13 protein-coding genes are annotated in these 20154 nt (G+C 66.8%); 7 read left to right on the top strand and 6 right to left on the bottom strand.

The features are described from left to right. Positions 1-224 precede the first annotated feature (224 nt). The 4 genes from GX414_08210 to GX414_08195 all read left to right on the top strand — a co-directional run bounded on the left by GX414_08210 (position 225) and on the right by GX414_08195 (position 8167). Positions 225-3962: a hypothetical protein gene (locus GX414_08210; GenBank protein ID NLI47076.1), complete on the top strand. Its 3738-nt coding sequence runs from the start codon at positions 225-227 to the stop codon at positions 3960-3962. 64 nt (positions 3963-4026) lie between these two features. After that, positions 4027-5343 (top strand): hypothetical protein, encoded by a 1317-nt coding sequence (locus GX414_08205; GenBank protein NLI47075.1) that lies wholly within the window; start codon positions 4027-4029, stop codon positions 5341-5343. A 70-nt stretch (positions 5344-5413) separates the two neighbouring features. Further along, positions 5414-5638: a hypothetical protein gene (locus GX414_08200; GenBank protein NLI47074.1), complete on the top strand. Its 225-nt coding sequence runs from the start codon at positions 5414-5416 to the stop codon at positions 5636-5638. Positions 5639-5929: 291 nt separating this feature from the next. After that, positions 5930-8167, top strand: a complete 2238-nt coding sequence (locus tag GX414_08195) for a hypothetical protein (GenBank protein ID NLI47073.1) — start codon at positions 5930-5932, stop codon at positions 8165-8167. 246 nt (positions 8168-8413) lie between these two features. Here GX414_08195 and GX414_08190 read toward each other — a convergent pair whose 3' ends face one another. From GX414_08190 to eno, 5 genes are all read right to left on the bottom strand, one after another. Then, positions 8414-8785: a hypothetical protein gene (locus GX414_08190; GenBank protein ID NLI47072.1), complete on the bottom strand. Its 372-nt coding sequence runs from the start codon at positions 8783-8785 to the stop codon at positions 8414-8416. A 209-nt stretch (positions 8786-8994) separates the two neighbouring features. Then, positions 8995-10623 carry a lysophospholipase gene (locus GX414_08185; protein ID NLI47071.1) on the bottom strand — a complete coding sequence of 543 codons (1629 nt, stop codon included), beginning with the start codon at positions 10621-10623 and terminating at the stop codon, positions 8995-8997. Positions 10624-10639: 16 nt separating this feature from the next. Next, positions 10640-11518, bottom strand: a complete 879-nt coding sequence (locus GX414_08180; GenBank protein ID NLI47070.1) for a DMT family transporter — start codon at positions 11516-11518, stop codon at positions 10640-10642. Positions 11519-11673: 155 nt separating this feature from the next. Further along, on the bottom strand, positions 11674-12327 hold the full coding sequence (locus GX414_08175; GenBank protein ID NLI47069.1) for an ATP-binding protein: 654 nt from the start codon (positions 12325-12327) through the stop codon (positions 11674-11676). 74 nt (positions 12328-12401) lie between these two features. Beyond that, a complete protein-coding gene (eno, locus tag GX414_08170; GenBank protein NLI47068.1) occupies positions 12402-13685 on the bottom strand; it encodes a phosphopyruvate hydratase in 1284 nt (427 codons plus the stop codon). A 289-nt stretch (positions 13686-13974) separates the two neighbouring features. Here eno and GX414_08165 point away from each other — a divergent pair, with 289 nt between their 5' ends. The 3 genes from GX414_08165 to GX414_08155 all read left to right on the top strand — a co-directional run bounded on the left by GX414_08165 (position 13975) and on the right by GX414_08155 (position 17393). Next, positions 13975-14415 (top strand): hypothetical protein, encoded by a 441-nt coding sequence (locus GX414_08165; GenBank protein ID NLI47067.1) that lies wholly within the window; start codon positions 13975-13977, stop codon positions 14413-14415. A gap of 205 nt (positions 14416-14620) precedes the next feature. After that, complete coding sequence (locus tag GX414_08160) at positions 14621-16345, top strand: hypothetical protein (GenBank protein NLI47066.1); 1725 nt, start codon at positions 14621-14623, stop codon at positions 16343-16345. Between the two features lie 283 nt (positions 16346-16628). Further along, a complete protein-coding gene (locus GX414_08155) occupies positions 16629-17393 on the top strand; it encodes an SDR family oxidoreductase (GenBank protein NLI47065.1) in 765 nt (254 codons plus the stop codon). Positions 17394-17435: 42 nt separating this feature from the next. Here the strand turns inward: GX414_08155 and GX414_08150 are convergent, their stop codons facing one another. Beyond that, entirely contained in the window at positions 17436-20075 is a 2640-nt protein-coding gene (locus GX414_08150; protein ID NLI47064.1) for a S9 family peptidase, read from the bottom strand. Positions 20076-20154 lie beyond the last annotated feature (79 nt).

The raw sequence follows: 20154 nt of genomic DNA, 5'->3' as shown, positions 1-20154 counted from the left end.
CCATAAACGCCGGGGCGAAGGCAGTGTGTCAGGCGTTGTGGAATGGCGGCACAGACGGCGTGATCTGGTGCGCCTCGCCGCCGTTGGTGTACAATGCGAGTAATGTTTCACCGTGTCGAAGATTCGCCGCATTCTTCACCGGACGGCGGCGTGAGGTGACCGGCTGTGGCCGATGCTGGGCGCAAACCCGGCGGTGGACTGCGAAGACGCAGGAGGGCAATCCCATGAGCGGCTCGATCCGGCTGCTGGCTGTGAGTGTGATGATGGCGCTGGCGCTGGCGGTGGCGCCGGCCCAGGCGGGAGGCGGGACGCAGAACGCCGGCGCCGCCTTGTCCACGGCGGTGCGGAAGCTGGATTACAAAGTTGAAAAGATGGGCGACAACCCGGCCCCGACGGCCGACTACTGGTCCGAGATGCAGCGGATGGGCCAGATCCCGCCGAATCTTGCGCGACATCCGGAATCCGGGTACTCTGCGGTGTGCGTCTCCAGCCGCGGTCCCACGCAGATGGTCATCGGGCTCAGCTTGTTTCAAACGGCGGCTGACGCGGAAGAGCGTCTGCACGCGATCCATCGCTTCCGCCAGGAGCGGCTCCGCGCCCAAGGCAAGGGCTGGATGGGAATGAAGGGGGAGATCCGGGCGGGCGACTTCCAGGGCTGCCCCGGCTACTATTCCCTGTTGACCGATCATTCATGGACCGCAGATCCGGACCCGCCGCGGTTCGAATACCGCTACTGGGTTCAGGGAAACGTCATGGCGGAATTCGGCGCGCTCTACCGACTGTCCGGCGGGGTGTACGGCGTGGATGCCGAGGCGGCGGTGCTCCAGCGGGAGCTCACCAACGAGGGCTTCCTCTGTGGCGGCGCGGCGCCGCCGCCGGCGGCGGGACCGGTGGCGCTGGCGCTGAAGGCCCAAGCGCCCGGCTGGCTGACCGCGGACGCCGCGGTGGCCGCCGATGCCTTGCCGTCGTCGATCACCGTCACCGGCACGGTGCGGGGCACGGACGGCTCCCCTATCACAGGCGCTCAGGTGCGCCTCACCCGGTACGGCGTCACGGCCGCTACCGACGCCCAGGGCGCCTACCGCCTGACTGCGACGGATCGGGGGAGCCGACCCTTCACCGCGCAAAAGGATTTCACACTTCGGCCGGCGGACACACCCGTCACCGTGGAACTCGCCGTGGCGGAGTGTCCGCTGCCCGTGCCCGGGGATGCTGCGGTCACGGTGCAGGCGCGGGCGGCCGACGGCCGGTCCCTCGAGGACCACGTGATCCGCGTCAGCCTGGAGGACGCCGACGGCCGGGAGGCGCGCTACGCGTTCGTGTCATTCGGCGTCGACGGCGCCCGGCTGGCCCAGGGGCGGCTGGACGCACGGGGCGCCTTCCGCACCACGATGCGCATCATCCGGCCCCAGGACGCCATCTACTCCGGCCTGTTCGAGGGGCGGTACGACCTCAAGCACATCCCGTGGCAGCTCCGGATCCGGGCAGAGGTGCTGCCGCGCGACCCGGGCGGCGCCAAGGTGCTGGGCGTCGCCCGCCAGACGTGTCCCCTCCGGCTGGCCCCCCTGCGGGTGCTGGACACGTTGCTGCTGCAGGCCATCGAGGACGGCGTCCTCGTGGGGCGGCGCAAGACCGGCCTGCGCATCCGGCTGGAGTCGGAGATCCCCTTCGACCTGCTCGGCGAGCTGCCGTGCGACGTGCAGGTGTTTGTCGATGCAGGCGCCACTCCCGCAGTCACGGGTCGGTTCACGCTGAAGCCGTTTTTCACGAACCAGGAGATCGACGCGTTGCAAAACTCGGCCAACCTGGTGATCCCGGCGGATGCGGTGCCGCCGGGCCGGCACACAGTCCGCCTCGAGATTACGCCCGTGGGCGGCACGGAGGTCAACACCACGACGCACGGTCTTGCTGCAACCGAATGGAAGACACCGCGGCGGCTGAACATTCTTTTCACACCGGCGCCCTACAATCCAGTCAAGCCGGAGGCTGTTCGGGCGATCGGACGACAAGCTGCAGAATTTCTGGAGGTTGTTTTTCCGGTGGCCGAGGTGACCGATTGCTACCTTGAGGACGCGGCCACCGCCGCTGCCGTCCAGCGTGTGGTCGATACCTACGGCTTCTACTCCACGATGTATGACGATTTTGCGATGGTCGATGGGATCCGCCAGAGCTACAACCTCAAGCATCCGGACGATCCTGCCGATTTCGCCGTGGGGATCTACCCGTGCGGGGTCTATGCCTGGTTCGGTGAAAAAATTCATGGTGCCCACAGCTTTTGGGACCGCACCGTGCTCAACTGCGACGAGAACAGCGTCAACGTGGCCCATGAGATTGGACACACCTTTACCCGGAATGACGAATACGCCGGCCTCTGGGAGAGTTTGAAGGGTGATGAAAGAATCGGGAAATTCATCAAGATCCGCAACGCATTCGACGGCCGCACCGATACGTTCTTCAATCCGGCAATACCTTATTGGATCAATTTCATGGGAGAAGCCGGTGTCAACCCGGGCATCGGGACCTGGGTGGACAGTACCACCTACAACGCCATCTACGCGTCATTGGAAAAGTTCCGGGTGGTGGGACCCAAGCCGCCGCCCGAGGTGACGTGGCTCAAGGGTAGCATCCGGGCGGGCGGGAAACTCGACGCGGGCGTCGCCGCGTATGGCGACCTCCTCACATCCGACAACGATCACCTGGCGGTGAACTTCGGCTTCGGCCCGGACACGATCCATCGCATCTTCGGCTCGCCGGGAATTGGCGTGCGGGTTCAATCCGCCACCCGTGCCGAGATCACCAGCGGTTCGGCTATCGTGGACGGCGGGGTGACGGTGTCGGTTGGTGGGGTCACCTTTACTCCGCGGGGCACCCGGTTCACTCTCAGCGTAGCCGACGATGGCGGCGTGACGGTCCAGGTGCTGCGGGGCGACGTCGAGGTGACAGCCGCCGCGGGGCAAGAGCGCCTGGTCGAAGGGCAGGCCCGCCGGGTGGATCCGGCGGGACGGATTCACCCGGCAACCGCGGAGGACCCGGCGGCGCTGACCCGGCGGATTCTCGGCGCGGCGCCGGCGGCGGTTTCCGCCACCCCGGGAACGTCAACCGCCGGCGAGCCGACGGGACGACCGCTGTGGCCGGATTCGAGAGCGAGCGCGCCTCTGCCTGGCGGACCGGTGGCGCGCCCGCCGAGACCGGACGGGGGGGCGGGCGTGCCGTCCGTACCGACTCCGGATGACGGACGCACCGGCACGCCGCCAACGGACAATCGGTCGCCGGCGCCGCGGCCCGAGCCTTCCGTGGCGCTCCCCGGGCGGGTGCTGGCGCTGGGCCTGGACGAGGTGACCGGCGTGATCACCCGGGGCGAGGGCCCGGCCGGAATCCGCGGCATCCTGCAGGGGAACCCGGAGCGTGTGAACGCGCGCCGCGGCCGCGGCGTCTCCTTCGACGGCCGCAACGATTGGATCCTCATGGATCCCGACCCGGCGCTGGATATCCGGGGCGCCCTGACGGTCATGGTGCTGGCCCGCGTGCCCGCAGCGGTCCTGGACGCGGACCTCTACATGATGGTCTGGCGCGGCGACGAGCAGGGCGGGAAAGACCCGTACGCCCTGTCCATCGCCGGCTCGCAGCTCGTGTTCCGGCGCGACTTTCCCAGGACCGTCCAGGTGACGTGGCCGCTGGCCGATCTGGAGTTGGACGAATACCACGTCTTCTGCGGCGTCCACCGGGCCGAGGAGGGGACGCTGGAACTCTGGGTGGATGGCGCCCGGGTGGCCGTCGCCTCGGCACCTGAGGCCGTGGGGTATCCGACGGGGACCATGCGGACGCTGGTGGGCGCCATGGACAACGGCAAGAGCCAGTTCTTCCGCGGCGTCGTCGACGAGGTGCGACTGTTTGCCAGGGCGCTGAATGCCGACGAGATCGCCGCCGAGGCGGCCGCCCTGCTGGACGAGCCGGTGCGCTAGAGCCTGGTATGGGGCGGAACGGCCGCCTGCATGGCGGTCCACTCTCACGCGTCGGGAGGTGCGCATGCTGAGTGTGCTGTGCCGGAGCCTGGGTATCGCGGCCCTGGCGACGGGGCTCGCCCTGCTGGTCTTTCCGGATCCCTCCGCCCGGGTGGTGCGCCAGCCGGTGGAAAACGTCTTGCTCACCACCGTGGACATGGACCGCTACGCGGCGGCGGTGGGCCCGGCGTGTGGCGAGGCGGCTGCGGAGCTGGCCCACGAGGGCCTATCCGAGGGACACGCGTTCCGAACCTTCCTCACCGCCATGGACTGGAGCGGGCCGGGCGAACGCGACCTCATTCTGACAGCCGCGGAGTGGGCTGCGCTGCGGCGGCAGGTCACTCCTGACCCGGGCGTCGCGACGACGTTCTGCGCTCGGGTGGGCGTGCGGCTCCTCCGGTTCGAAATGGAAGCGCTCCAACCGCCCGCGGATCGCTTCGTGGTGCACGTGCGCTTCTTGGGTGAAGCGCCCCCGTCGGGTTCGGCTGAGGCGCAGCCGTTGGACGCATCAACGCTGCAGCCGTTCCCGGCGATCCGCGAACAACTGGCAGCCGGCGCCGCGGCGTTGGAGGGCACGGCGGCCTGGGTGGTGCAGGAGATGACCGCCCTGGACGGCGCCGAGTGGCGTCGTTTCGCCGCCGCCGCCAAGCTGTCGCCCGATGCCTCTTTCAATTATGCAGGCCGGGTATACCAAGCCATGCTGGTGGCCGGCGCGGTGGGCGAGCAGATGGTGCCGGCCCAGAGGTTGGGATCAAAACGCTACGCGGCGGCCGCCATCCTCGCGATAGTCGGGCTGGCGCTGATGCTGTGGCTGTACCGACCCGGCCGGAGCATCCCGGTGGTGCCGCGGGGTGTGGCGGCCTTATGGGACGTTCTCTTCCTCGCGGCCGCCCTGCCGGTGGGATACGGCGCCATCGATGCCGCCCTGTCGGGCTGGTGGGGGTACCAGCCGATGCTGGGGCCGGTTATGCGGTTCGTGGGAATCGCCGGTATGGCCGTGGGTATTCCGGTGATGGCCATCGTGCTGACAATCCTCACCGCCCAGCGGCTGGAGGTGACCGCGGCGGACGTGGCCCCGGCCGGCGTGGGCGGCCGGCTCCGCCTGGCGTGGGACGACCTCACGGGGCTGGCATTCGAAGCGCGCTATCTCGCGACGGTGAAGGCCGGGGTGCCCGTGCCCCGGAAGCTGCAGCGGGTGCTGGTGTTGAAAGGGCAGGCCGTCTCACTCACCGTCCAGGAACCGCCCACCGCCGCAGGCAAGGCGCGCGTGGTGGACGCTCTGGCGGCAGCGGCGCCTGCGGAGTGGCGTGACCGAATCCGGACGATGGGCGCAAACTGGTGAAACGCGCGGCAAGGGATCAGCACTCTGGATGAGGTCAGGCGAGAAAATGACAGCGGTGCGGGATCACTCGATGGAATATCCCGTCATTGACGACGAGCTGGCCCGGCGCCTCGAGCGGACGGAGGGGACAGCCAGCGCCCGGTTCGTGGAGGCGCGGGCGCGCCTGCGTGCGGCGGCGGCGCAGGGCTGTGCCATCGCCATGATGGGTGCTGCTCCGGGCGGCGCCTCCCAACGCAACGCCGGGTGCCACGGTTTCCGCGTCGCTTACACCCGCAGCAAGTGGCGGCTGGACTGACGGTTGAGGAAGGGATTGTTCTTTTGAATCCGCTATCCTGATATAAATCGCGAAATATTGTCTATGTGTGACATAAATATCACACATATGCGATAATTCAGTTGACTACTGAATTAAGCAGATTTTCAGCGACTGCTGCCGGAATTGTCACCCCCGCAACTATTCAAAGAAGGAAGGCCCATGATGCATCGAGACGAACACTGCAAGGCATTTTGGCTCAGTATGATCGGTACTTGCGGCCTGATCCTTTGTTTCGTCGCGCCATCGACCGTGCATGCTGCGGACAGGGTCATGTACGACGACCAGCTTCGCAACGGCTTCCAGGACTGGAGTTGGGCCACGCGCAGCCTGACCCAGTCGGCGGTGGTCCACGCCGGCGGCGCGGCCGTCTCGTTCGAGCCCGACGGTTGGGCGGGCATCTACTTCCACGTGGACGCCGGTCTGACCACCGACGCATATGAAGCGTTCGACTTCTGGGTCCACGGCGGCGCCGCCGGCGGCCAGGCTCTCACCGTGGCCCTCTACACCGGCACGTCGCTGGCGGGCTCGGCGCCCCTGGCCAATTACCTGCCGGGCGGCGCCTTGCCGGGCGGGCAGTGGGTGCACGTGCGGGTGCCGTTCGCGGAGCTGGGTCTGGCGGCCGGCGTGATGAACGGCTTCTGCCTGCAGGACCGGTCCGGTGGCGATCAGGCGACGGTGTACGTCGACGACATCCTCGTCGCCGAGCGCACCGGCCCGCCCCCCGAACCCACGACCGTGGCCGTCAGCGTCAATCCGGCTGCCGACCGCCGGCCCGTCTCCCCGCTGATCTATGGCGTCAGCTTCGGCGACGCCGCCCAGCTCGATGCACCCGGCTTCACGGTGCGCCGCTGGGGCGGCAACCACACCACACGCTACTCGTGGCTCGCCGATACGAGCAACCGGGCCATGGACTGGTTCTTCCTGAACATCCCCGAAGACAACCCGCACCCGGAGCGGCTGCCCGATGATTCATCCGCCGATTTGTTCGTCGACGAAACTCTGGACGCCGGCCGCGAGGTGCTCCTGACGGTGACCCTCATCGGCTGGACGCCCCGGGACCGCTCGGTTCGCTGGGGCTTCTCGGTGCAGAAGTACGGCGCCCAGACCGAGACCGAATGCAGCGCCTCCGGCTATCCCGATTGGTGTCGCGCCGATGCCGGCAACGGCGTCCTCGTGGGCGGGGCCGACGTCACGGGCAACGATCCGGCGGACACCTCCGTCGCCATCGGCCCCGATTTCGTCGCCGACTGGATCGACCACCTCGTGGCCCGGAACGGCACCGCGGCCGAGGGCGGGATCCGGTTCTACGCCTTGGACAACGAGCCCATGCTCTGGAACAGCACCCACCGCGACGTCCACCCGGTGCCAGCCACCTATGACGAGGTCTGGCAGCGCACCGTGGATTACGCCACGGCGGTCAAGGCGGCGGACCCGTCCGCCGCGGTGCTGGGGCCGGTGGTCTGGGGCTGGTGCGCGTATTTCACGTCGGCCGCCGACGGCTGCCCCGACGGGCCCGATCGCCAAGCCCACGGCGGACTGCCGTTCCTCGAATGGTATCTCCAGCAGGTGACGGCGTACGAACAGGCGCATGGGATCCGGCTCGTGGACTACCTGGACATCCACTACTACCCGCAGGGCGGAATTTACTCGGCGAACGAAGCAGTCGCGGCGCAGCGGCTCCGCTCCGTCAAAAGCCTGTACGACCCGACATACGTCGACGAGTCGTGGATCGGCCAGGCGGTCCGCCTCATCCCGCGGATGAAGGAGTGGATCGCCGCGCGCGCGCCGGCGGTGAAACTGGCAATCACCGAGTATTCGTGGGGAACGAACGATGACTCACCCAGCAACGCCCTGGCCCAGGCGGAGGTGCTGTCCGTATTCGCCCGTGAGGGCGTGGACCTGGCCACGCGCTGGGTGGCGCCGGACGCGGACACTTTGGTGGAGGACGCCTTCCGCCTCTACCTGGATTACGACGGCGCCGGCGCGCAGGTGACGGGCGAATCGGTCCGGGCCGTAAGCGGCAACGTGGACCAGGTGGGCGCCTACGCGCAGGTGCGCGGCGACGGGCGGCTCTACGTGTTCCTTTTCAACAAGGACACGGTGCCGCACACAGCGGCGGTCAGCGTGGCCGGCGGCGATTCGTACGCGGTCGCACTGTACCGCTTCGACGCCATGCACCGGTTGGGACCGGCCGGGACTGCGGCGGCGCCGGGCGGAGTACTGGCGCTGGAGCTGCCGGCGCGCTCGGCGACGCTGGCGGTGCTGGACCCGTCGGCACCGCCCTACAACGGCTACGGCGACCTGGACCTGGACGGCGAGGTCGCGCTCTTCGACGCGCAGATCATGGCGGACTACCTGACCGGATCCCTGCTGGCTGGAGATGTGCCGTTCGCCGCATCACCGGACATGGCCGATCTCGACGGCGACAGCCGGATCACCGTGACCGACTTGGTCATCTTGAGAGCATACCTGGACGGATGGATCCCGATGCTGCCAGTCAGCCGGTGACATCGATTCGCGCGTTCACAAGTTTCAGGCTCACTGGTTCACAAGTTTGAAAACGATTGATGGGTTGATAGTTGATGGTTGCGTTGAGGTGGGATGTTTCCTGGAGATGTCTCATGGGGTGACCCATGGGATGCCCCCAATTTCTAGACACTCGATGGGTTGGGCCGTCCGTTTCCCCTGACCAATCTCAATCTCCCCGGACGCCTCCCGCACTCCGTTTACCGCAAGCTGTTTACTGCTTACTGTTTACTGTTCATAGTCGTTCCACTTCCGCCCACCCACGGTGCCCAGCGGGATCAGCATGGGCACGAACCAGAACAGGTGCCACCATGACAGGCCCAAATCAACCTTGGATCCGAACGCCCAGAATGCCCAAGCAACAGAAACGAAAAACACGGCATAAGGCGCCAGCATCAGCTTCCAGTAGGGCGTTGCGGGATGCCGCCAGGGGGCGCCGAAGACGATCACCAGCACGGCGACGCCCGTCAGTGCCAGCCCCATGATGCTTTCCAGCCATTGCCCCTGAAACATGAAGACCACCGCCAGCAGGGCCAGCCAGATGAAACCGCCCAACCAGCCGCCCGTCCAGCCGATTTTCTCACCCCTGCGTTCCGCCATAACGATGACTCCTTGCCGGAGATGTCATGTACTAACGCGGCAATTGTTTTGGATTGAGCGATTGGATATCCGGTACCGCCGCTCGGACATCGGAATTCGGACATCGGAAATTGGAAATCGTAAGTAGGATCCACGCATCCACTTGATATCCCATCCACCATCAACTATCAACTATCAACCCTCGACCCAACGATAAGAGAAAACCGCGGTTAAAGGAATATGCTTAAATCCACAGCTGGTGACAGGGTGACGATGGCCAGCGTCCAGAGCAGCGCTCCGGCGAACGCGGCGGGCAGCGCCGAACCGGTGGACCGCTCCGACGCGGTGCCAATCAGGGCCAGTCCCGCCAGCATGGGCGCCAGCGGGAACAGGTCCATGGCGAAAAAGTAATTCCCCAGCAACATGCCGGAGCCGAGAATCAGCGCGGCGAACCAGCCGAACAGCAAACCCGCCGCCAGCCACATCCCGCCGGTCCGATGGGCGCGACCGGAACGGCGGCCCAGCCACGCGGCGATCGACGGTCCCGCCAGCTTCTGGATGAAGAGGGCGAACCACAGGGTGATGGCGAACAGGGGCGCGAAAAACAGCGGAAGGGAAAGCCAGCGCTCCGGGCCCGGCAGCAGTCCAATCCAGTGGCGTCCCAGCAGCAGGAGGCAACCGACGCACAGCACCGCGGCCAGCACCACGGCGTGCAGCCACACCGTCCAGCCGCCGCCGAGGGCCTCACCGAACAACCGTCCCAGCGGGAGACCGGCGGAGCGGGCGGGCCGCCGCAGGACCAGCGCCAAGCTCAAGGCGCAACTGCCCAGGATGGCGGTGGCCAGGGCGCTGAAGGCCAGTCCGGTGAGCGCCAGCGGCAGGAAGAGCAGCGCCGCCGGCCAGCCCAGCAGGCTGATCGCCGTGCGGCTGACGATGGTCCGGACAGGGATGGATTGGGCCCGCGCGCCGGCGGCCGGGGGCTTCGACCCGGACAGGGGCAGCGCCGACACGGTGTACATGAGAGCGGCCAATCCAAAGAGTCCGAGCGCCAGCCAGCCCAGTCGCGGACCCAGCACGAAGTCCGCGTCGGTAGACAGGCCGAACGATTCGAGAATCCAGTTCCGGCTCCGGCGGAGCACGCCGCCGTGGTACGGAATCATCAAGTGGTCCACGCCCGGCAGCAGCATCACCTCCCGGGCAGTGCCGCCGGCGATCGAGCCGTACCGGCGGTCGTATTCGGCCGGACCTTCGGTCAGCAGATGGTCCAAGGACGCGCGGATGCGCTCCGGCCGGAACGCCTCGTCAAGGGTGCCGATGAGTAGCAGCACATTGCGCGGGCTTTGCGGACCGCCCACGCCGGACAGGGCGAAAGTGCCGAGGCCCACCCAGGTCCGGACGGCGTCGCGCTCCGCGGCGAAACGGAAGGTGGGCGGTCCGCCCATGGAGAATCCCACCAGCGCGAGGCGGTCCATGTCAGACTCCGGTGCGCGCCGCGGCAGGTCGGCGGCCACGGCGGCCAGATCCCGGGCCAGCCCGTCGCGTTGGCCGAGGCGGCCGCCACTGGCGCCGTGGCCTCGCCAGTCGAGGGCTGCCACGGTGCATCCGCCGGCGGCCAGCTCCAGCGCCAGCGATGCCATCATCTCCTTGTTGACCACCACGCCGTGGCCGATGATGACCACCGGCGGGGATGTGGCGCCGGCCGCCGGACGGTACAAGTCATAGGCGACGGAGACGCCGTCGGCGGTCCGGGTACGGTGGCCCGTCCGCTGGACGCCGCCGGGGTAGGCTGACAGCATCACGATGGCGGACGCGAGCGCCCCCGCGGCGATGATGGTGAGAACCCAGCGCGTGCGGTTCATTCGGCGGCCTCCGGTGTCAACCGACGGTGACCAGCAGGATGCCCGTCAGCGCCACCAGCGAAGCGAGCGCCTTGCGGCGGGTGAATGGCTCCCGCAGGAACATCGCGGCCAGGATGAGCACGTAGATGGTGCTGGACTGGTTGAGGATCGCCGCCACGCCCACTTCGACGTACTTCATGCCGGCGATCCAGAAGATCAGTGACAGGTAGGAGCCGAGGATGGCGCCGGGGAGCATGAACCGCCAATCGCGGTTGGGGCGGATCACGGCGAGGTGCTCCCGCCGCTTCGGCGAAACCAACGCGATGGGCAGCAGCGCCGCCAGGCAGCCGATCTGGCGCACCGTCGTGGCCCAGATCACCGGCGTGTGTTCCAGCACCGGCTTGGCGATGACGATCCCCAGCGCCAGAGTGAACATCGCCAGCACGCCCCAAACCACACCGAGGATGATCTGGCGCCGGGAGGCGCCGGGCGCCGGCGTGTGGCCGGCGGCGGCGATCATGCCCGACAGGACCAGCGCCATGCCCACGAGCTGGGGTGCGCTGAGGCGCTCGTCGAGCAGCAACCAGGCCAGGCCCACGGTGAAGGGAGAGTAGAGACAGTCCACGATGGCCGAAATTCCCGCACCCACCATGTTCAGGCTCATGTGAAACAGCGTGTCGGAGATCCCGATGGCGATGATGCCGCTCAGGATGAGGATGAGATAGTCGGACATCGACACGTCGGCGCGGAATAGCGGCTCTCCCATGAATAGCAGGGTGGCCAGCAGCAGCGTGCTGGACACCGACACGCGATAGAAGTTCAGCGCGAACGGCGAGACCGTCTCGCCGGAACGCTTCAGCAGGATCACGGCGCAGGCCCAGATGATGGCGCAGGTGAGGGCGAACAGCTCGCCCATGATGTCGTCTCCCCAAACCGGATGATGGCCCGGCCGCGAATTCGGCCGCGGCCGGTCAAACAGTCTAACAGACTCCGGGTGGCGGGTCTATGAAGTGATGAAGAAGATTCACAATACACATGCCGTGTGGTCGAAGGTGCGGTAGCCGGATTGTCTCAGGAATGCGGCGGCGATGCCCGCCGGTTCAGTTCCATCTCGACGCTGGCGCACATGTTCAGCGGATAGCCGCCCGCGGCCTGAGACCGCGCGTCGATATCCGCCTCGCTCCAACCGAACCGGTGGGCGGCGGCGTGCCGGCGAAAGAATTCCTTGGCACTGCGCCGGGAAAGATAACCGAGACGAATTTCCGTCACCGGAGTGAACATGGATCGCAGCCGAGCTAGGTCGGCCGATGGCAGAAACGATTCCACAATGAGGATGAACCGGTTGTGGCGTCCCCAGGCCAGCAGCCGCAGGAATTCGATCTTCGGCGCGGACAAACCGGACATGTTGTCCAGAACGAACACGGCCGGCGGGTTGGCCGATTGCACGAGCTGCCGGAGCAGCGCGCGCCCGGCCTTGTAACTGACCGGGCCGTCCGGCCGCGGATCGAGTGCGGCCAAGATCTGGCGGCAGAGGAAGGCCGGAGTATGCTGTCCGTCGAGAAAAACAAACGGATGGCGTCCGGCCAGCCGGGTGGCGATCTGCCGCGCCAGACTCGTCCGGCCGTTTCCAAACCGCCCGCTGAGGATCGCATTGACTCCGCCGGTGATCGCCTGTTCGATGTGACGGATTTCCCGATCACGGCCCACAAAGCATTTGAATTCCATGGCGGCGGCGACCCATCCAGCAGGATACCAGCCCGATGGCAGCGTTCCGCCGCTCCGGGTGACCGGGCGTCGGATTACCGCACGAACGCCTGGCGGCCGGCGTAAACGGCGGCGGCACCCAGTTCTTCTTCAATCCGGAGCAACTGGTTGTATTTTTCCACCCGCTCGCCGCGGCAGGGCGCGCCGGTTTTTAGATGCCCGGTACCCATGGCAACGGTGAAATCGGCGATGAAGCTGTCCACCGTTTCGCCGCTGCGGTGGGAGACCATCGCGCCCCAGCCGGCCTGGCGGGCGGTTTGGATAGCGTTGATGGTCTCGGTCAGCGTGCCGATCTGGTTCAGCTTGATCAGGACGGCGTTGGCCACCTGTTCCCGGATGCCCCGGTTGATGCGTGACACGTTGGTGACGAACAGATCGTCGCCGACGAGTTCGACGGTATTCCCGAGTTTCTCGTTGAGTAACTTCCAGCCCGCCCAGTCGTCTTCGGCCAAACCATCCTCAAGCACCACGATCGGGTATTTGGCCACCCAGTTCGCCCATACAGCGACCATTTCCTCCGCGGAGGCCTTCCGCTTCTCCGTGCGCAGGTGATACGCGCCGTCTTCGTAAAATCCGCTGGCAGCGGGATCCAGCGCGATCATGATCTGTTGGCCCGGTTGGTAGCCGGCCTTGGCGACGGCCTTCAGGATCAACTCCACAGCGTCGGCGTTCTGCTTCAGGGCGGGGGCGAAACCGCCCTCATCGCCGACGGCGGTGGAGTGTCCGGCTTCCTTGAGCACGCGTTTCAACGCGTGGTAAATCTCGCTGCCCCAGCGCAGCGCTTCCCGAAAACTGGGTGCGCCCACCGGCGCAATCATGAATTCCTGGAAATCGGCACCCTGCCAGTTGGCGTGAACACCGCCGTTGAGGATGTTGAACATGGGGACCGGCAACAGCCGGGCCGGTGCACCACCCAGGTATCGGTAGCGCGGCAGCCCGCAGGCGGCCGCGGCAGCGCGCGCCACGGCGAGGCTGACTCCCAGGATGGCGTTGGCACCCAGTCGCTGCTTGTTCGGCGTGCCGTCGAGGTCGATCATCCGTCGGTCGATGTCGGCTTGATCCAACGCATCATGGCCTTCCAGGGCTGCGGCGATCGTCGTATTGACGTTGGCCACGGCCTGCAACGTCCCTTTGCCGCCGAAGCGAGTTTTGTCGTCGTCCCGCAGCTCCACGGCCTCATGGACGCCTGTCGATGCGCCGGAAGGAACGGCGGCCCGGCCGCATGCTCCGCCGGCCAGCCCGACGGTGACTTCGACGGTGGGATTGCCGCGGGAATCCAGAATCTCGCGGCCTTGGACGGATCGAATTGCGGTGTGCATCGGCAGCCTCCTGGAAAACCGAATTCAAGGCATCGGATTTCAAACAAACACCCACCGGACAGGTGGGTGAAGAATCGGTCCGATGACCCCACCATCAAGCTGGTAGGAGTTATCAGCCCGAAGGCAATTTTAGGGAACTCCATCCCTGTATGCGTGAATTATCATTCCAGGGGGGCTGAAAGATCAATACAATTTTATCCGTCAGATGTATATTGCTCCGGTTCGGGCAGGTAGCGCTCTGAGCATCATCGTTGACGGCAGCTGAATCTCGACAACGCAGGAGCAAGAGATGGTTGACGACACGCTGGGACTGACCGAGAACCATCTGCGGGGGCTTGCGGTGACCCTGGGCAAACTGGCCCAGTATCTGTGTGAATTTTCGGATTGGGCGGATGGCCGGGCATACGAAGCGCCAATGTACCGGGAGATCAATCCGCTCACGGAGGAGCAGAAACAGGCGATCCGGAGCGAAGTTCGGGAACTATACCGGATCGTGTCCGACATGGAGGAGCGGTTGAACCTGAAGCCGACGCATCAAAGCGTGCCCCAAATCATCTGGGCGACATGCGCCGTAGCGCGACAATGGATCATTGAACTGGAAAGCCGCTACATGAAGCGGTACGGGCCGGTGGCTCCGACTGCGGCCGCGTATCTCGATCCACTGGTGAAGGAGATCGAATCACGCATTCGCCGGATCTCCGGTGTCGTCACCGGACGGAATCCTGAATGACCGGGCCAGATGGATGCGGCTGGATGCCATCAGGTTATGGAATTGCCGGATGACCGGACTCATCGCGCCGGTCAAAGTCGCCTTGATTTCGAGCGGCAACAATGGTAGCTTCTCCGTCTGATTTGGGGATGGAGTCCCCCGCATAACCGCCCTCCCGGGCTGATGACTCCTGCCGCGCCATACGTATCGAGCGGCGGGACGAAGCATGACAGAATCACGCGCCAACCAATCCGACGGTTCCCGGCTCGACACCTTCCAGCGCCTGGCTATGGAGGCCGGCTGCGAACCGATGGCCGCCGACGCCCGCTCCCTGGCCGGGCGCGTCCGGGCCGGCCGGTTCTACGTGGTCTGTGTGGGACAGTACAAGCGGGGCAAGTCCACGCTGCTCAACGCGCTGATGGGGGAACGGGTGCTGCCGGTCGGCGTCGTCCCCCTGACGGTGGTGGTCACCATCCTCCGGTACGGGACGCCGCGCACCGCCCGCGTCCAGTTCGCCGACGGCTCGTGGGCCGACATCGAACCCGACGCGATTGCCGAATACGTCACCGAGGAAAAAAACCCGGAAAACAGCAAGGGCGTGGCGGTGGTCGAAGTGCTCACGCCGAATTCGTTGCTCGAGAGCGGCCTGTGCCTGGTGGACACGCCGGGGATCGGCTCGGTGTTCATCGACAACACCGAGGCCACCCGGGCGTTCGTCCCCCACATCGACGCCGCGCTCGTCGTGCTGGGGACGGATCCGCCGATTTCAGCCGCGGAGCTGGTTCTGGTCGAGGAGATCGCCCGGCAGTGTCCCGAGCTGATTTTCGTCCTGGGCAAAGCCGACAAGCAGACCGATGCGGACCGGGCGACGGCGGCGGCGTTCACCAGTCGCATCCTTCGCGAGCGGCTGGGACGGGACATTCCGTCGCTCATCGAGGTGAGCGCGGCGGAACGGCTCGCCGGCGCCGGCGAGCTCCGGGGCTGGCCCGATCTGGTGGCGGCGCTGCACCGGCTGGCGCTGCATTCCAAGGGGGAACTGGTCCGGCAGGCGGAGGCACGCGGTTTCGCCATGCTGGCGCACCGGCTGCGGCATGTGTTGCAGGAACAGCGGGACGCGCTGTTTCGTCCCGTCGAGGCATCGCAACTGCGGGTGGAGCAGTTGCAGGCACTGGTGGCCGAGGCCGCGGTGTCGCTGAACGACCTGGGATATCTGTTCACCGCCGAACAGGATCGCCTCAGTCGATTGTTCGCCGAGCAGAAGGACGCGTTTCTACGGCGGGCCCAGCCGGAGAGTCGACAGGAACTCGGCGCCGCCCTGCGCGCGGAAGACCGTCAACACGGTCCCGTGTCGCGCGACCAGGCGGTCCAATGCGTGCACACCATCACCCGGCGCTGGCTCGATCAGTGGCTGGCCGAAGCTCAGCCCGCCGCTGAGTCGTTGTACGTGGAGGCCATGGCGCGATTTGTCAGTCTGGCGAACGACTTTCTCGGCAAACTGGCGACGACTGGCGATCCCGCGCTCGCCGCGCTGCCGCAGGTCGTGGGGCCGGAGATCGGTTTCCGGGTGAGCAGCGGCCTGTATTACACGTCGCTCATGAACTACACCCAGCAGACCGTCATGGAATGGCTGCTGAATCTGATCCGGACGCGGCATCGCAAATTCCTCGCGCTGGAGCGGCGGATGGGGGAATACCAGGACCTGATGCTCCTGGCCAACGCAAACCGCATCGCCAAAGATTTCGAGGAGCGGGTCATGGAAAGCCGCCGAAAACTGCAGGCGGAAATTCACGCGATCTTGAGCGAGACAGTCACCACGGCCGAGCGCGCTTGGGAGCGGGCCCGGACGATCCAGGCCCAGGGCACCCAGTCCATCGAGACGGAGATCCAGCGCCTTGATGCGCTGCAGTCGCGTCTGGAGCAACTCGGCGGATCGCAAACCGAAACCGCATGAACATGAACCGGACCGCGCGGTGACGCAATCGGTCGCACCCCGGCAAGCGTGCGGCCGCCGGCGGCAAGTGCCATTGGAATATTGATGGAGGTATGAATCTCGTGGCGGGCTTGGCGTTCGCCGGTCGTCATTGGAACATACCGCAGCCGAAAACGCGCCTGGAGTACGTAACGCGCAGTGCCCGCAGATCACCATGGGCGGTCACGACTCAGGACGCAGGGACTTGCCGCCTGACCGGCTATTCCGGTAGACTGTCGGGGTACACCATCCGCTGGAGGGTAACATGCAGCTCGATCTCACCGGGCAGTCCGCGCTGGTGACCGGCGCTTCGCGGGGCATCGGCAAGGCCATCGCCCGGGCGCTGGCCACGGCCGGCGCGCGCGTCGCCGTCCACTACCACCGCAACCACGCCGCCGCCAAGGCGGTGGCCGCCGCGCTCCCCGGCGGCCCGCACCTCGTGCTGGGGGGCGACGTCGCCGACCCGGCGGTGCCGCCGGCCCTAGTGGAGGCGGCCGTGCAGGGGCTGGGCGGGCTGCAGGTGCTGGTCAACAACGCCGGCGTGTTCCAGGAACACCCGCCGCTTGACTCAAACTACGATTCCTGGCGGGACGCCTGGCAGCACACCCTGGGGGCCAACCTTTTCGGACCGGCCAACCTCTGCCACGCCGCGGCTCGGCACATGGCCGCACACGGCGGCGGGCGCATCATCAACGTGTCGTCGCGCGGCGCCTTCCGCGGGGAGCCGGACGCGCCCGCCTACGGCGCCAGCAAGGCGGGGCTCAACGCCATGAGCCAGTCGCTGGCCAAGGCGTTGGCGCCCCACGGCATCTTCGTGTACGCGGTGGCGCCCGGATGGGTGGAGACAGACATGGGCGCCGACTACCTGGCCGGTCCGGACGGCGATGCGATTCGCGGCCAGAGTCCGCTTAACCGCGTGGCCCGGCCCGAGGAGGTGGCCCGGACCGTGCTCTTCCTGGCCACACCCGGCGCTGAGTTCCTTACCGGCGGCATCATCGACATCAACGGCGCGTCCTACCTGCGCACCTGACGGCCGCCCGCTTCCGGCTGACCGCGGCGTTCGGGCGACCGGTCACTTGAGCGGGGGATAGAGTGCGTTCCACCACTCCGGTTCGTCCTTGAGCCAGCGGGCGTACCACGCCATGATCGATTCCGACCAGCGCCGGCGTTTGTCGTGCTCCATGATCCAGTGGTCCTGCCCCTCCACCTGGAGATACTCCACCGGCGCCCCGAGCAGCTTCAGGGCGACGAAGAAGGCGTCGCTCTCGCCCACTGGGACGTTGGTGTCCGATGCGCCGTGGGTGAGGAGCAGCGGAGTCTTCACCTTGTCGGCATGGTAGAGGGGGCTCTGCTCCACATAGATGTCCTTCCGGTTCCAGGGGAAGGAATCGGCGGTGGCCAGGGCGCTGTAGGAGTAGCCCCAATAGCCCTCGCCCCAGTACGAGGCAAGCTGCGAGATGCCGGCGTGGGAGACCGCCGCCGCGTACTGGTCCGTCAGGGTGAGCAGACGCATGGTCATGAATCCGCCGTATGAGGCGCCGATGCAGCCCACCCGCTTGGGATCGGCGAACGGATGCGCCGCGAGAAAGCGGCGGGTGCCCTCGATGATTTCCTGCGCCGAAGTCAGGCCCCAGTCGTTCACGTGCCGGGCGGAGAACTCCTGGCCGTAGCCGGTGGCGCCCGACGGTTGCGGGACGTACACCAGGTAGCCGAGGCTGGCCCACCACTCCTTCGGGTAGCGGGTGCCGAACGCCCGGTTGATTGGGCTGGTCCCGCCGTAGTAGTTCACGATCACCGGATATTGTTTCGCCGGATCGAAGTCGGGGGGAAAGACGATGTAGCCGTCGATGGTCCGGTCCGGAGCCATTTCAAAGGACCAGTCTTCCACCCGGCCGGTTCTGACAAGGGCCAGCTCCTCCTGAGCCGGGCAATGCAGAGTCCGGGCGGCGGCCTGCTTCAGGTCCAGGGCGACGAGGGTCTGCGGCTGCCACGGCGATGTCCCCGTGGCCACGCCGGCGAGTGCCCGGTCAGCCAGGACGAAGCGCTCGGCCACGTCCACCGGCAGGGCAATGGGTGTGAAGCCCGGCAGCTTCTCATCGTAGCGGTACAACCGTACCCGGGTGCCGTCCTCGGCGCTCAGGTAGATGCGGCCGTCGGCGCGGCTCCAAGCGGCGCCGGTCACCGCCGGGTGGAACCCGCGGGTGATGGGCGTGACGGTGTCGGCGGCCGGATCCCAGATGTAGAGTTCGCCGTCGCTCTCGTTGGGGATGACACCCGCTGGCACATTCACTCCTGCAGCGCCGAAGGCGGACGGTCCGGCATGCACCAGCAGGCGCCGCCCGTCCGGGGCGTAGCACGCTGCGTTCAGCCAGCCAAATTCCCGCAGCTTGCGGGCGGCGGACGTAGCCAGCTCCAGCTCCCACAGCTCGATCCGCGAGAAGGGCCGCCGGCTCACGTCTTCCACGGTCCGGGTGAACAGCAGCCGCCGGCTGTCCGGGGAGATGTCCTCGAGGGAAGCGGTTAGGCCGCCGGCGGTGAGCCGCCGGATCATCCCGCCGGGCACCCCGGCCAGGTACAGCGCGCTCTTGTCGCGGTAATAGGACCAGCGGTCCATCAGGCCTTCCACCCGCTTGATGCCGGTCTTGCCCTTTTCGGCTTCCTGCTCGACGTCAAAGACGAGACCGGAGCCGTCAGGGAGCCAGCGATAGGCGCCCAGGTGTTCCAGCCGGTTCAGGACCGGCGTGGCCGCCTGAGTGTCCAGGTCCAGGAGCCAGACGGTGGTCAGGCGTTTGTCCTTGTCGCGTTCCGTGCTCGCGTACGACAGCTTCCGGCCCGCCGGCGCCCACTGCACCTGGCCGATGTCCAGATCGCCGCGCCAGGTGAGTTCCAGCTGTCCGTCGGCAATGCGGCGCAGCTCCAGCCAGGACTCGTCGGACGACGCGCCGGGGAGGCGACGACGCAGTCCCAGCGCCACGTGCGCACCGTCCGGCGAGACGGCCACGGACTGGATGGCCGGCCAGCCGAGGATGTCATCGATACTCACAGCCCGGATCGGATCGGTGACGGCCTGGACGGCCGGCGCGATCGACGCGGGGACGGCGCACGCCGCGCCCACGCTCCACTCCGTGGCGGCGTTCGGATCCATGACCGTTTTGATCAGCAGCAGGTGCCGGCCCGGGGTCAGCCTGGCTGTTGCGGCCACCTTGCCCGCATTGTCGTCGGATGGTTTGGTCCCGGACGCCATGGGTTCGCCGTCGAGCCAGAATCGCCGGGGGTGCGTGCCGGTCACGCTGATTTCCATTTCCGCCCAGCGCGAGACGTTGATGTAGGCGGCTAGCCAAGCCACGGCCGGTGACGCCGCCGACGGGCCGGGCTTGGGCAATAGTACCAGCCCGTTGGTGCCCGCCGCGACGCTCTGCCAGGCGAGGGGCGCGCCGCCGGGACACACGACGGTCAGACCCTCGACGGGATCGGCCGGCAACCGATCGAAGTCCGTGGCCTTGAGCAGGTCGTCCAGCTTGACGCCGCCGGCGGTCTCGTCGTGGAACACCGGCAACGGTGCAGCAGCCGGACCCAGCAGCAGCCAGCGGTCGATGGCAATCCGACTCGGTGCCTCCTGCTTTGGGACGGCTTCCGGTGGGACAGCAGTCAGAGGCAGTGCGCAGCCGATCAGCGCACACAACGTCACGACCAGGCAAACAGTGGTCTTCATGGCTCACCCTTGGTCTGTTGGATTTCCATGCCCGAGTCGATGCGCTTGGCGCACCGATGCAAATGCTGGATGCGGGACA

This window comes from Acidobacteriota bacterium, from assembly GCA_012517875.1.
In the GTDB taxonomy this organism is placed as follows: domain Bacteria; phylum Acidobacteriota; class JAAYUB01; order JAAYUB01; family JAAYUB01; genus JAAYUB01.
This window is presented reverse-complemented; position numbering and strand designations above follow the sequence as displayed.

Coding starts and splice junctions, on each gene's coding strand:
- GX414_08210 (NLI47076.1), top strand. CDS start 225: ATGAGCGGCTCGATCCGGCTGCTGGCTGTGAGTGTGATGATGGCGCTG.
- GX414_08205 (NLI47075.1), top strand. CDS start 4,027: ATGCTGAGTGTGCTGTGCCGGAGCCTGGGTATCGCGGCCCTGGCGACG.
- GX414_08200 (NLI47074.1), top strand. CDS start 5,414: ATGGAATATCCCGTCATTGACGACGAGCTGGCCCGGCGCCTCGAGCGG.
- GX414_08195 (NLI47073.1), top strand. CDS start 5,930: ATGTACGACGACCAGCTTCGCAACGGCTTCCAGGACTGGAGTTGGGCC.
- GX414_08190 (NLI47072.1), bottom strand. CDS start 8,785: ATGGCGGAACGCAGGGGTGAGAAAATCGGCTGGACGGGCGGCTGGTTG.
- GX414_08185 (NLI47071.1), bottom strand. CDS start 10,623: ATGAACCGCACGCGCTGGGTTCTCACCATCATCGCCGCGGGGGCGCTC.
- GX414_08180 (NLI47070.1), bottom strand. CDS start 11,518: ATGGGCGAGCTGTTCGCCCTCACCTGCGCCATCATCTGGGCCTGCGCC.
- GX414_08175 (NLI47069.1), bottom strand. CDS start 12,327: ATGGAATTCAAATGCTTTGTGGGCCGTGATCGGGAAATCCGTCACATC.
- eno (NLI47068.1), bottom strand. CDS start 13,685: ATGCACACCGCAATTCGATCCGTCCAAGGCCGCGAGATTCTGGATTCC.
- GX414_08165 (NLI47067.1), top strand. CDS start 13,975: ATGGTTGACGACACGCTGGGACTGACCGAGAACCATCTGCGGGGGCTT.
- GX414_08160 (NLI47066.1), top strand. CDS start 14,621: ATGACAGAATCACGCGCCAACCAATCCGACGGTTCCCGGCTCGACACC.
- GX414_08155 (NLI47065.1), top strand. CDS start 16,629: ATGCAGCTCGATCTCACCGGGCAGTCCGCGCTGGTGACCGGCGCTTCG.
- GX414_08150 (NLI47064.1), bottom strand. CDS start 20,075: ATGAAGACCACTGTTTGCCTGGTCGTGACGTTGTGTGCGCTGATCGGC.